General features: G+C 35.1%; 13 protein-coding genes and 2 pseudogenes. 14 read left to right on the top strand and 1 reads right to left on the bottom strand.

Annotation, left to right across the window (positions count from 1 at the left end; genetic code table 11):
• Nucleotides 1-25 precede the first annotated feature (25 nt).
• From K5Q12_RS02375 to aroD, 14 genes and pseudogenes are all read left to right on the top strand, one after another.
• Nucleotides 26-1,237 (top strand): CCA tRNA nucleotidyltransferase, encoded by a 1,212-nt coding sequence (locus K5Q12_RS02375; RefSeq protein WP_220742126.1) that lies wholly within the window; start codon nucleotides 26-28, stop codon nucleotides 1,235-1,237.
• Nucleotides 1,224-1,724, top strand: coding sequence for a dihydrofolate reductase (locus K5Q12_RS02370; RefSeq protein WP_220742125.1), 501 nt, complete (start codon nucleotides 1,224-1,226; stop codon nucleotides 1,722-1,724). Before K5Q12_RS02375 ends, K5Q12_RS02370 begins: the two co-directional genes overlap by 14 nt.
• A 7-nt stretch (nucleotides 1,725-1,731) precedes the next feature.
• Entirely contained in the window at nucleotides 1,732-2,580 is an 849-nt protein-coding gene (fakB, locus tag K5Q12_RS02365) for a DegV family protein (RefSeq protein WP_220742124.1), read from the top strand.
• 167 nt (nucleotides 2,581-2,747) lie between these two features.
• A complete protein-coding gene (locus tag K5Q12_RS02360) occupies nucleotides 2,748-3,737 on the top strand; it encodes a nucleoside hydrolase (protein WP_220742123.1) in 990 nt (329 codons plus the stop codon).
• 1 nt (nucleotide 3,738) lies between these two features.
• On the top strand, nucleotides 3,739-4,290 hold the full coding sequence (locus K5Q12_RS02355) for an ECF transporter S component (RefSeq protein WP_220742122.1): 552 nt from the start codon (nucleotides 3,739-3,741) through the stop codon (nucleotides 4,288-4,290).
• Nucleotides 4,291-4,584: 294 nt separating this feature from the next.
• A complete protein-coding gene (locus K5Q12_RS02350; RefSeq protein WP_220742121.1) occupies nucleotides 4,585-5,412 on the top strand; it encodes a shikimate dehydrogenase family protein in 828 nt (275 codons plus the stop codon).
• A gap of 3 nt (nucleotides 5,413-5,415) precedes the next feature.
• Nucleotides 5,416-5,997 (top strand): annotated as a pseudogene (locus K5Q12_RS02345) (3-deoxy-7-phosphoheptulonate synthase); the annotation flags it as partial.
• Nucleotides 5,951-6,652: pseudogene (locus K5Q12_RS02340) on the top strand (3-dehydroquinate synthase family protein); the annotation flags it as partial. The pseudogenes K5Q12_RS02345 and K5Q12_RS02340, both read left to right, overlap by 47 nt.
• Nucleotides 6,653-6,686: 34 nt before the next feature.
• Entirely contained in the window at nucleotides 6,687-7,865 is a 1,179-nt protein-coding gene (gene aroC, locus K5Q12_RS02335) for a chorismate synthase (protein WP_220742119.1), read from the top strand.
• A 28-nt stretch (nucleotides 7,866-7,893) separates the two neighbouring features.
• Complete coding sequence (gene aroA, locus K5Q12_RS02330; RefSeq protein WP_220742118.1) at nucleotides 7,894-9,189, top strand: 3-phosphoshikimate 1-carboxyvinyltransferase; 1,296 nt, start codon at nucleotides 7,894-7,896, stop codon at nucleotides 9,187-9,189.
• Entirely contained in the window at nucleotides 9,186-10,028 is an 843-nt protein-coding gene (locus K5Q12_RS02325; protein WP_220742117.1) for a prephenate dehydrogenase, read from the top strand. The genes aroA and K5Q12_RS02325 overlap by 4 nt, the downstream gene beginning before the upstream one ends.
• A gap of 11 nt (nucleotides 10,029-10,039) precedes the next feature.
• Nucleotides 10,040-10,840 (top strand): shikimate kinase, encoded by an 801-nt coding sequence (locus K5Q12_RS02320; protein ID WP_220742116.1) that lies wholly within the window; start codon nucleotides 10,040-10,042, stop codon nucleotides 10,838-10,840.
• Nucleotides 10,837-11,391 carry a hypothetical protein gene (locus K5Q12_RS02315; RefSeq protein ID WP_220742115.1) on the top strand — a complete coding sequence of 185 codons (555 nt, stop codon included), beginning with the start codon at nucleotides 10,837-10,839 and terminating at the stop codon, nucleotides 11,389-11,391. The genes K5Q12_RS02320 and K5Q12_RS02315 overlap by 4 nt, the downstream gene beginning before the upstream one ends.
• Nucleotides 11,388-12,272: a type I 3-dehydroquinate dehydratase gene (gene aroD, locus K5Q12_RS02310; RefSeq protein ID WP_220742114.1), complete on the top strand. Its 885-nt coding sequence runs from the start codon at nucleotides 11,388-11,390 to the stop codon at nucleotides 12,270-12,272. The genes K5Q12_RS02315 and aroD overlap by 4 nt, the downstream gene beginning before the upstream one ends.
• A gap of 28 nt (nucleotides 12,273-12,300) precedes the next feature.
• On the opposite strand, the gene K5Q12_RS02305 is transcribed toward aroD, so the two are convergent.
• A complete protein-coding gene (locus K5Q12_RS02305) occupies nucleotides 12,301-12,498 on the bottom strand; it encodes a YjzD family protein (RefSeq protein WP_220742113.1) in 198 nt (65 codons plus the stop codon).
• Nucleotides 12,499-12,589: the final 91 nt, after the last annotated feature.

Raw genomic sequence — 12,589 nt, 5'->3', positions numbered from 1 at the left:
AATTAACTTAAGGATATACAAAAGTATGGAATTTAAAAGTCTACCAAAAGAGTTTCTTGAAGCTAAACCAATTTTAGAAAAAATAGATCATGCCGGATTTGAAGCTTTTTTTGTTGGTGGCTCTGTCCGCGATATGTTGTTAGGTAATCCAATTCATGATGTAGATATTGCTACATCTGCTTTCCCAGAAGAAGTAAAAACAATATTTGATCGTACAGTCGATACTGGGATACAACATGGGACGGTAATGGTTTTAGATCATGGTCAAGGATATGAAATCACAACGTTTAGAACAGAATCTACGTATACTGATTTTCGCCGTCCAGACCGTGTTACTTTTGTGCGAACATTGAAAGAAGACTTGAAACGTAGAGATTTTACTATCAATGCTATGGCAATGACCAAAGATGCCAAAATTATTGATCTGTTTGATGGTTTGTTAGATATGAAAGTACATAGTTTACGAGCAGTAGGTAATGCGGAGACCAGATTTAATGAGGATGCGCTTCGTATTATGCGTGCTTTGAGATTTAGTTCACAGCTTGGTTTTAGTATTGAAGAAGAAACGAAATTTGCTTTACAAAAACTTGCATCTAATTTAGAAAAAATCGCGGTAGAACGTATTCGGGTAGAATTTGAAAAATTGTTAATGGGTGCATACGCACCCAAAAGCCTTGAACTAGCTGAAAAACTTGATATTTTAAAATATCTTCCTGGTAATTTGATGTCTATGAATTTACCAGAGTTTCGAAAGGCACTTGAGTTAACTCACCCCGAATCAACTCAAGAAGTTTGGCTACTTATCGGTTACTATCTTAATCTTGAAAAAGAAGACTTAGAAAAGTTTATGCGGTCATGGAAGACAAGTCGTGCTGATATTCAAGCTGTGACATCCGTTGTCCCAGTTGCAAAAAACATAATTAACGCTACTACATATCAGTTATATGAAATTAATCAATATGAGGAATTGTTACTTTCTCTATTAAACATGATTCAGACTTCTCCTGAGGTTATCAATAAAATTTACACGATATTTAGGAAAATGCCTATTAAAAAAATTCAAGATCTATCCATTAATGGTAGTATGTTGATAGAGCAAGCGATCGTTGCGCCTGGACCAGATATGGGTCGTATTTTAAAGATTATTGAACAGCAAGTTGTTGATGAGAAAGTCCCAAATAAACAAGAGATTTTATTAAAGTATGCGAAGGAACTTGTAAAAAATGAAAAAAATTAAGATGGTTTGGGCAGAGGATACACAACATGCAATAGGGAAAAATGGTCAACTTGCTTGGTATATACCAGATGATTTAAAACTATTTCGTCAAGAGACAACAGGAACACTGATGATTGTCGGTAGTAATACGTGGCGTTCTATTGGTAAGCCATTGCCAAACAGAACAACAATGGTTTTGACACGTCAAAGGAATTTCCAGACAGGATTTTCAGATGTATTGGTTAAACATTCTATTAACGATGCATTGGCCTATATTGATTCAGAAGAAAGAGACATTTCCATTGCGGGTGGTGCGAAAATTTATAAAGAATTTATGGCCTATGCAACTGATTTGATTGTAACCAGAGTGGATACAGTTATTGATGGTGATACTTTTGTTGAAGATATTGATCTAACGAAATTCAAGTTAGTTGAATCAGTTAAACATGTAAAAAAAGAAATAACAGATTATAATTATATTGTTGAAAGATATGAACGTCGGAATTGAGGGAAATATGTCAAATATTAAAATTGTAACTGATTCAGCAGTAGCTCTGACAACAGATGAAATAGCAAACTATGATATAACAATTGTGCCACTCACTGTACAAATTGATGGTGTTGTTTATGAAGATGGTGTGACTTTAAAACGTGAAGAATTTTTAGATTTCATGCAAAAAAGTAAAAATTTACCTCAAACCTCTCAGCCCTCTATCGGAAAATTTCAAGTTGCTTATGATGCCATTCACGAAAAATTTCCGGATTCTGAAATTTTGAGTTTACATTTATCTTCTGGTTTATCTGGAACAGTGCATGCGGCAAAGCAAGCAGCCGCATTAACAGCTGCTAAAATTACGACTTTCGATACATTAAATGCAGATCGTTCACAAGCTTTTCAAGTATTAACTGCAGCCAAGTTAGCACAAAAAGGTGCCACAATGTCAGAAATTATTTCTGAAGTAGAAAAAGTGCGTGGGCAATCACATACTTATTTGAGTTTTACTTCGTTAGATAATATGGTAGCTGGCGGGAGATTAAGCAAGGCCTCTGGAATTATTGGGAATCTTTTAAATATTAAAGTAGGTGCTTGTGTTGATGAAATGGGTTCTGTTGAAGTCATAGTAAAAGGCCGTGGTATGAAAGCAATTGCTAAATTTCATGACACTGTCATTGAAAAAATGAAGACTTATCCAGAAGTATCAGCAATCGGAATTTCTCATGCAGGAATACCAGAAGTTGCTGAAAAAATGGCGAAAAGATTAAATGAAATTTGGCCAGAAATTAAAATTGAGGTCATGACTACAGGACCGATTATTTCTACACATACTGGTTTAGGGGCATTAGCTATATTGTTCCAAGCCTAATAAGATAGTTGACCTCCAATGATATAAAACATTGGGGGTTTTATTGTATTATTTTTTCTGCTAAAATAAACAAGCATTTATCAAAATCAACATTATACAGTATGTTGGACTAGTTCGGAAACTTCCTAGGATAAAAAACCAAGTAACCTTGAAAGGTAGGAGAGATAATGCAAAAACAAAAAGTAGTGATTGATACTGATCCAGGTATTGATGATAGTTTAGCTATTTTGGCAGCACTTAATTCGCCGGAATTAGATGTTATCGGTATTTCAATTGTGGAAGGTAATGTCCCAACAACTATTGGTGTGCAGAATGCACTTAAAATTTTACGTGAGGCAAACCGATTAGATGTTCCAATCTATAGTGGCGCATCTAAACCTTTGAAGCATGATTATGTGAGTGCGCAAGATACACATGGTAACGATGGTCTTGGCAACAGTCATTTAACAGATGTATTGGGCATAGATACCTATGATCTTATTCAAGATAAAGGATATGAGGAACTATTTGCCCAACAAGATATTTGTTTTTTGGCATTGGGACCATTAACAAATGTGGCCTATTCAATCCAAACACAACCTGAAATTTGGCGAGATGTTTCTCGTATTGTCATTATGGGTGGTGCATATCAGACTCAAGGAAATTCTTCACCTGTAGCTGAATATAATTTTTGGGTTGATCCAGATGCTGCAGAATATGTTATACAATCTAATATTTGTAAAATAGATGTAGTACCATTAGATGTTACTAGAAAAATAGTATTAACACCTAATATTTTACAAATAATGAAGTATATGAATCCTCAAAAAACAAAGTTTATTCATCAAATAATCCAGTTTTATTTTGATTTTCATTGGCAGCAAGAACACGTTTTAGGAGCAGTGATTAATGATCCATTAGTTATTGCTTATATTTTAGATCCCACTATTGCTATTGGTTATGAATTCTACATGACTATTGTGACAGAAGGAAAAGCATTAGGACAAAGTATAGTTGATAGTGCCAGTTTTTTAAAGTGTCAGCCGAATGTAACTCTTTTACAACAAGTTGATGCCAAAAGAGCGATGGCCATTATTATTAGTCGGTTAATTAGAGTCGACCAAGAGGCATTATTGAAAGATTTAGATCATGTCGCACAGGAATTGGAGGCGATGTGATATGCAAGCTAGATGGTCAGCAAATAAAATAGCATTAATTGCTCTATTTATTGTCATTAATATTGTTGGTGGACATATTGCTCTTTACACAAAAGTACCGTTTTATTTAGATACAATAGGAACTTTATTAGGCAGTGCTTTTTTTGGTCCGATAGGTGGTCTTATTACTGGTGTTTTAACAGCATTGATTAATGGCGGGACTGGCGATTTATTTTCAATTTATTATATGCCTAGTCAAATAACAACGGCGATTGTTTCAGGGCTTGTATATAAAAAATATAGTGCCATTAACTTTAAAAAAATATGGTGGTTGGCGTTAGTTATTTCATTGCCTTCAACAATTGTTAGTACAGTTATAACTATTATTTTATTTCAAGGGATTACTTCTTCTGGATCGAGTATTATGGTCCAATTATTATATGGTTTGGGTGTCCATAAAGAAATAGCCGTGTTTGTTGTCCAAATAGTCACAGATTATATGGATCGTATCATTGGTGTATATGTTGTAGGTATCATCTATAAAATAATAACAAAGCGAGTAGTATTAAATTAAAATAAGTAATTGACATATTTTATAGAACAATGTATAGTAAAACTATTAATAGAAATGAGAAAATTATGAACAAAAATTCCTTGAAAAACAATAATTATTTTTACTTCTGGTTTATCTAGAACCGTCGCCAAGTGCGTCGGTTATCGATGCGCTTAGCGACCAGAAGTTTTTCAAGGTTTGAGTCACTAAGTGAGAACGTTTACTTAGTGACTTTTTAATTGTCTAAACTGGGCAAAAAGAGAACGTACTAAGTTAAACTAAGCTTAGTACGTTTTTTATTGAAGGAGAATTTTAATGAGTTTATATGGGTTATTGGCTCATCCGGCAGGTCATTCATTATCGCCAATTATGCAAAATAAGTTGATGAGAGAAAATCATATCAATGGCTATTACCACATTTTTGATGTTAAACCTGAAAATTTAATCAGTAGTGTTAATGGTATTCGCGCATTGAATATTGATGGTTTTAATGTTTCAACGCCTTTCAAAGAATCTATTATTGATTTAATTGATGAGTTGACACCACTCTCAAATCACTTACACACAGTTAATACGGTTAAAAATATCAATGGTAAGCTCATTGGTACGACAACTGATGGCGATGGTTTTTGGCAAAGTATCAATCCAAATCAGCCTCATGAAAATGTTGTTATTTTGGGTAGTGGTGGTTCAGCTAAAGCAGTGATTGCAACTGCTCATCAGTATGGTGTGCGAAATCTATCGGTATACAATCGTTCTCACAGTGATTGGTCACAACGTGAGACGATGATTTCTTATCTTAGTCATGGTATAGGACAGTTGTTTGATTTGTCAGACAATCAACATATGTCATATGCTTTATCCAATGCTGATCTACTTATTAATGCAACAACTGTAGGGATGAATGATTCTAGAATGTTATTGAACGACTATCAAATCAATTTATTGCCTCAACATGCGTTGGTTGTTGACATGATTTATCGTAACAAGCAAACAGGATTATTAAGAACAGCACAAAGACGTCATTTGGCAACACAAAACGGGATACCTATGTTAGTGTCTCAAGGAGCGTTGAGTTTTGAATACTGGTTTAATCAGCCAGCAAACCGTCAAATGATGTTAGAGGCAATTCAAGGAGAATAATATATTATTCTAATAACGGAAAGTAATACAGCCGCAAAAAATATCGCCAAAATGCTAGATTCAAATAATCCAATTAAACCGGTTTTTGTTCACAATAATCGGATAGCATTAGCGGGTGTTAAAGAACTATCTGAAGAAATGATGACTACTATAAAACAAGTAGGTACTGTTGAAATCATTTATAATCATCATTCTGCTATCGGTGCTTCAAGAGCGTTTCATCCAGAAGACACTATTATCAAAACCAAGCACAGCGTTATAGATGGTAATAACTTCGTGTTCATGGCGGGCCCTGATTCAATTGAAAGTTCTGATCATGTTCTAAATATGGGACAGTCTGTAAAAAAAGCTGGCGCTACTATATTACGTGGTGGTGCGTTTAAACCAAGAACGTCACCGTATTCATTTCAAGGAAATGGCGAAACTGGTTTAAAAGCACATCGTGCAGCTGCTGACCAATTGGGCATGGACATGGTAACAGAAATTTTGGATACCAAAGATGTTGAATTAGTTGATCAGTATACGGATATCTTCCAAGTTGGAACTCGCAACATGCAAAATTTTGCGTTGCTTAAGGCTTGTGGGTGGCAAAACGGCGATTAATATAGAGAATACTAAGAATATTGCTGGAACATTTTATCAACCTGATTTAGTGTTAGTAGACGTGACTTATTTGGAAACGTTAAGTGATCGAGATTTAGTTGAAGGTTATGCTGAAGTCGTTAAAACTTCTGCTCTTGAGGGCGGTTCATTTTTTGAGTTAACTGGTAAAATAAAAAGCACTGAAGATATTCGTCATTATGCTGAAGAACTGTCATTGAGATCAATTCAATACAAAGCTAACATTGTTATGGCAGATGAAAAAGAATATCACAAACGACAATATCTTAATTTTGGACATACAATTGGTCATGCAATTGAGTTACTAGCTCATGGTAAATTGAAGCATGGAGAAGCAGTTGCAATTGGTATGATTGAGATGTCTAAACTCATGACTGATTGTGGTTATAGTGATGAGACAGTAACATCACAGTTGATGGCACGATTAGTTTCAGTAGGGTTACCTACGACATCATCATTGATAGGAACCACAGATTTTTTCAAACATTTGGTAAACGATAAAAAGAATCGTAGTGGTATATTAAACATAGTCGTATTGCAGACAATTGGTGAACCAAAAATTATCAAACAAGAAATATCAGATATACAGCATTTATTTAAAAATCATTGGAAGGAATAAACAAATATAATAATTTGTATTGGTAAAAAATATTATGAGATATACAACAGCAGGAGAAAGTCATGGCCCTGAAGAAATAGCTGTTATTGAGGGCATTCCAGCAGGATTAAAAATCACACAAGAAGACGTTAATTTAGAATTAGCTCGTCGCCAAAGGGGTTATGGTAGAGGCGAACGACAGAAAATTGAAACCGATACAGTAACATTTTTGACAGGTGTACGTCATCAGAAAACATTAGGTTCTCCAATTACATTAAATGTACATAATGATGATCATAATAATTGGTCTAAAATTATGGCGCCCAATGATCCAGAAACCTCAGAAAATACATTACGAAAAGTATTACGTCCACGTCCTGGACATGCAGATTTAGTTGGTGGTATTAAATACAGACATCATAAAGATTTACGGAATGTGCTGGAACGTTCATCAGCCCGAGAGACAACCATGCGTGTCGCAGTTGGAGCAGTTGCTAAAAAATTATTATCTGAAATTGGTGTCGATGTTCATGGCTTTGTAGTAAACGTTGGACCTGCTAAATCAGATTTGTCAACATTAACGAAATATAAAAATCTTCAAGAGTTAAGAGAAGTGACTGAAAGTTTTGAAACACGTGCTCTGGATGAAGCTGCCGATGAAGCGATTAAACACGTCATTGATAAAACAAAGCGAGATGCAAATACAGTTGGCGGACAAGTTCAAGTTATTGCAACTGGTATGCCTGTAGGTTTAGGATCTTACGTATCAGCTGATGATAAGTTAGATGGTAAAATTGCTCGCTCAATTGTAGGGATTAATGCTTTTAAAGGAGTTCAATTTGGCGGCGGATTCGATAACTCTGAAAAATATGGTGATCAAGTAATGGATGAAATTTTTTGGGATGCCGAAAAAGGATTTTACAGAGGATCTGATAATCTTGGTGGCTTTGAAGGTGGCATGACAACTGGGGAAGCAATTATTGTTAGAGGTGTTGTCAAACCGATTCCTACTTTGTATCGTCCTATGCAGTCTGTTGATATTGATACTCATGAAGATCATCGTGCATCAATTGAACGTTCAGATACAACTGCAGTTACAGCAGCAGCAGTAATTGCGGAATCAATGGTTGCAATTGAATTAGCTAAAGCAGTCTTAGATAAGTTTGATGCTGATAATATTGAAAGAATGAAAGAACAAGTAACGTTATACAGAGACGAAGTTAAGTCTTTCTAATACTGAAGTGATAGGGGGAAGAATAACCATGATCAGGTTAACACATGCACCAAATTCAGGACTAAACGGTTCAGTAAATGTACCAGGTGATAAATCAATATCACATAGAGCTTTGATGTTTGGCGCCATTGCAAACGGGACAACAGTTATTAAAAATTTTTTAACATCAGACGATGTGTTGCATACGATGCAAGTCTTTCGTGATTTAGGTGTGAACATTGAACAAAATGGTCGTATGGTTACTGTGTATGGAAAAGGCATTAATAATTTTTCAGCACCTCAACAGCCACTTGACATGGGAAATTCTGGTACATCTACACGGCTTCTTATGGGACTCTTAAGTAAACAACCATTTGACATGAGTATCATTGGGGATGATTCACTTAGCAAAAGACCAATGGTTCGTGTAAGTGATCCATTAGCTAAAATGGGCGCCAACATTCAGTTAACATCAAATGGCACTCTACCAGGGGTGATAAAGACCAATAATCAACTTCTAGGGATAACATATGTCATGCCGGTTGCCTCTGCTCAAGTTAAAAGTGCGATCTTACTGGCGGGTATTCAAGCTGAAGGTGAAACATGTATTATTGAAAAAAATCCTTCTAGAGATCATACGGAACGTATGTTAAAACAGTTTGGCGGTAAAATAAGTGTACAAGATGGGATTATCAAGGTGAGCCGCCAACTTAGTTTAAAAGGGCAGTGCATTAATGTGCCATCAGATATTTCTAGTGCTGCATTCTTTTTAGTCGCTGGACTGATAACACCTAATTCAAAATTAACTATTAAGAATGTTGGTATTAATCCCACACGTGATGGGATTATCAAAATACTGACGCGTATGGGCGCCAAAATTATTATTGATAAATTAGACAGTGATGGCGAACCAGTAGCCGACCTAACAGTTACTACACAAGAGCTTAAGGGTATTGAAATTACGGCAGAAGATATTCCAAGCGCAGTTGATGAATTACCGATTATAGCGCTAGCTGCAACACAAGCAAAAGGGGATACAATTATTAGTGGGGCAGAAGAGTTGCGTGTTAAAGAGACTGATAGAATCGCTACTGTTGTATCTGAACTTAGAAAAGTAGGTGCCCAAATCGATGAGTTACCCGATGGTATGATTATTCATGGTGGTACAGCTTTAAAAGTTGTTAATGATTCTGCTCTACTTTTATCACATGGGGATCATCGGATTGCTATGATGAATGCAGTAGCTGCCTTGATTACTACTGGTGATGTAGTATTAGAAGGTGAGGATGCTATGAGTGTCTCGTACCCTGGGTTTTTAGAAGATTTATCTGAGGTAATGAAATGAAAATTGTTGTTCAAGGGTTAGGTGAGATGGGTGCATCGTTTGCATCAATCATGAAACAAAACACTGAACATGAGATTATTGGCGTTGATAACAACACAAATACTTTGTCGTATGCTTTGAAGCACAATATCATTGATAAAGCAGCTACAAATCTATCTGAAGTTGTAACAGATGCAGACTTAATATTTTTAGCTACACCAATTGATATCATAAAAAAATCAATTATTGAGTTGAGTCGCATAACTTTAAAACCAGGCGTTTTAATCACAGATGCAGGCTCAACAAAATCTGAAATTTTAAACGTAGCATCAATGTATTTTAAGGATAATGTGCATTTCATTGGTGGACACGCCATGGCAGGAACTCAGAATAGCGGAATTGAGGCAGCTGATAATGAACTTTATCAGAATGCACCTTATTTTTTGATTACATCTCCTAACTCGGATGTAATTATTGATAGTTTAAAGCAAATATTTGCGCCACTCGATGCAAAGTTTATAACAATAAGTAGCCAAGAACATGATAGGCTAATGGCGTTTATTAGTGATGAACCACATATTTTATCTTATGCACTTGTTAATGCTGTAGTAGCTAATATACAAAATGCTGAGAATTTAGGTGATTATGTTGCAGGTGGATTTAAAGATACAACAAGAATAGCAGCTAGTAATCCTGACGTTTGGACAGCTATTTTAATGAGTAATCGAGAAGCAATATTGGCAAGTAATCAAGCATTAATAAACGAATTAACTAAATTTGATCAAGCTTTAAAAGATGAAAATAGAGCTGAAATACATAGAATGATTAGTCAGGCTAAAACAGTGCGTGAACAATTTTGAAGGAAATAAAAATGATTAAAGAACCAGATACACTCATGTTGATAGGTTTCATGGGAGCAGGAAAAACGACTGTCGGGAAAGAGATTGCTCGACAACACCAATCAAAGTTTATAGATATAGACTCTGAAATTGAGCGTGTTGCTAATAAAAGTATTCAAGAAATATTTAAGGAACGCGGAGAAGAGGGGTTTAGGGTACTTGAAACAGAAGTTTTAGCTGATTTACAAACATTTAAAGGGATTGTTGCAACAGGTGGTGGTGTAGTAGAACGACCAGAAAATATCGCTATTTTAAAAAAATCACCGGCAACTATTATATACTTGCATGGTAATTTAGAAAGCACGATTAGTCGTCTACTCCTTGAAGGACAACGACCATTGTTACAAGAAAAATCAACAGTTGATTTTTTTAGTCTGTGGCAAAAAAGAGACCCAAAGTATCAATCAGTTGCTAATTTTACGGTTGAAACGGTTGGCAAAACCCCTGAACGTATAGCAGCTGAAATTATTGCTCTTTTCAGCACAAATGAAGATGAACTTGCATTACTGCAATTGCGTTCAGAAATTGATGCTTTTGATCGCCAGATTTTTCAAATTATAGAACGACGAATGCAAGTTGTTAGTGCTGTGGCTTTATATAAGGCAAAATTTGGTATGGCTACTGTTCAGCATGAGCGTATGTTAAAGATGCGACAATTATTAAAATATGATTTTGAACAATCTGAGGACATTACCGAAGAAATGATTGATCAAATTATGACAATATTGACATCTTCAGCCATCGAAAAAGAAAACAAACAATTAAAAAGATGAAATTACATACTCTAGGACCTTCGGGAACAGACTCCGAGCGAGCCGCTAAACATTTTATTACCAACGAAACATTGATATTACACGACAGTTTTGAAGAAATATTGACTAATCTTGATAATTATATTGGTGATCAAGTAATTTTACCTGTGGCATTTAAGTCAAATAAAATACCAACTTTAAATTGGGCAGATATAAACTATTTAGAATGGCAAAGATTAGATATTATTTCGACGTTTTCATTACCACTTATGACATTAAGCTTGATTGAAAATTTGTCATTTGAAAGAAATGTTGCCGTAATTCATGCAGCAACAGAGGGACTTCTTCAAAAGTATTTGAAACAAGAAGGATTGGATAATGCCTGGGGACCATCTGTTATATTTTCACCTAGTAAGCCAGCTGCAATGTCGGACTTTATAAAAAATCAAAATCGTTTTACAATTATATCCGAAGAAGAATTCTTAAAATTATCAGAAAGTGAAAACCCAAAATATCAAGTGAAGCAAAGACTACATCCACAAATGATTTGGGTTGTTTATCAAATAAAATGACATTAAGAAAATTGTTGAAATTACAGAATAGTATTAATGATAAACCAGTCATAGCCGTACCATTGGATTTGGGACCTAATGACAAATTAACACCATTTGCTAAACTACTGCAAGAAAAGAATCCAGACGTTGTAGAATGGCGTGCTGATTATATCGCTGATGCCTTTAGTCAAGCAATGATTTGGCAACAGGTAAAAGTTGGTGCGCAAGCAGAAATTACAAAAAAAAATGTTTCAGCAATGACCGAAGCTAAAATGTTAGCAGAAATGGATGCCGCGCAAGAAGAGTTTAAAAAAAATTGGCCAGCAATGAACGCCCAAATTATTAAAGAATTAACTGGATCTGTTTTCAATACAATTGGTAGTTTCCCAATTATATTGACATATAGAACTTGCGATCAAGGTGGAAGAGGTGAGTTATCACCTGTTGAATATGCTACATTTATTATTTCAGCGTTAAGATCTGGCTATCATTTTTCAGCTGTAGATGTTGAATTTACCACTAATAAACAGTTACGTGAAACGATAGTTCAAGTTGCTAAAGAAAATAACGTACCAGTTATTTTGTCATATCATAATTTTGAATCAACACCTGATATAAATCACTTAATCAACCAAATGACACAAGTAGGATCGGATATTATAAAAATTGCAGTTACTCCCAATTCTACTGAAGATGTTCAATCTGTTTTAGATGCAACTAAAAATGCAAATGTTAATCAGCCACTAATTACGATAGCGATGGGAGAGTTAGGTAAAATTACTAGAATAAAAGGCTACATTTATGGTTCTGAAATGACTTTTGCAGCATTATCTGAAAATCAAGTCAGTGCACCAGGTCAACTGACAGTCGATGAACTCTTAGCTTCTTGGCAAAAATAAAAAGGCGCGTAATTAATTACGCGTCTTTTTATTTTTCTAATAATGTCTCTTTAGATGCAGCTGATCCAGAAATGGCAGGAATAGCAACTAAAGCAATTTCGCCGACAATAATAGCAATAATTGCAACAGTCAAAAATGAATAAGTTCCTTCAGTTAATTGGGATACGATATATCCCAAAATTTCACCGAATACAGCTGACCAAAAAGCAACAGTTATAAATTTCATATGCTCACCTCTTTACAAGACTATCATACGCTTTTAATTTGAAAGCGCAACCTTTTTAAAGTAATTTCATGTATAATGACAGGGAACAAAC

Origin of the sequence: Leuconostoc palmae, assembly GCF_019656075.1 — a bacterium.
GTDB lineage: Bacteria > Bacillota > Bacilli > Lactobacillales > Lactobacillaceae > Leuconostoc > Leuconostoc palmae.
Note: the sequence above shows the minus strand (reverse complement) of the source record. Positions and strands in the feature narration are given on the sequence as shown.

Bases quoted from the DNA above. Each gene is read 5' to 3' on its own strand.
- K5Q12_RS02375 (WP_220742126.1), top strand. From the start codon at position 26: ATGGAATTTAAAAGTCTACCAAAAGAGTTTCTTGAAGCTAAACCAATT.
- K5Q12_RS02370 (WP_220742125.1), top strand. From the start codon at position 1,224: ATGAAAAAAATTAAGATGGTTTGGGCAGAGGATACACAACATGCAATA.
- K5Q12_RS02355 (WP_220742122.1), top strand. From the start codon at position 3,739: ATGCAAGCTAGATGGTCAGCAAATAAAATAGCATTAATTGCTCTATTT.
- fakB (WP_220742124.1), top strand. From the start codon at position 1,732: ATGTCAAATATTAAAATTGTAACTGATTCAGCAGTAGCTCTGACAACA.
- K5Q12_RS02320 (WP_220742116.1), top strand. From the start codon at position 10,040: ATGATTAAAGAACCAGATACACTCATGTTGATAGGTTTCATGGGAGCA.
- K5Q12_RS02325 (WP_220742117.1), top strand. From the start codon at position 9,186: ATGAAAATTGTTGTTCAAGGGTTAGGTGAGATGGGTGCATCGTTTGCA.
- K5Q12_RS02315 (WP_220742115.1), top strand. From the start codon at position 10,837: ATGAAATTACATACTCTAGGACCTTCGGGAACAGACTCCGAGCGAGCC.
- aroA (WP_220742118.1), top strand. From the start codon at position 7,894: ATGATCAGGTTAACACATGCACCAAATTCAGGACTAAACGGTTCAGTA.
- aroD (WP_220742114.1), top strand. From the start codon at position 11,388: ATGACATTAAGAAAATTGTTGAAATTACAGAATAGTATTAATGATAAA.
- K5Q12_RS02305 (WP_220742113.1), bottom strand. From the start codon at position 12,498: ATGAAATTTATAACTGTTGCTTTTTGGTCAGCTGTATTCGGTGAAATT.
- aroC (WP_220742119.1), top strand. From the start codon at position 6,687: ATGAGATATACAACAGCAGGAGAAAGTCATGGCCCTGAAGAAATAGCT.
- K5Q12_RS02350 (WP_220742121.1), top strand. From the start codon at position 4,585: ATGAGTTTATATGGGTTATTGGCTCATCCGGCAGGTCATTCATTATCG.
- K5Q12_RS02360 (WP_220742123.1), top strand. From the start codon at position 2,748: ATGCAAAAACAAAAAGTAGTGATTGATACTGATCCAGGTATTGATGAT.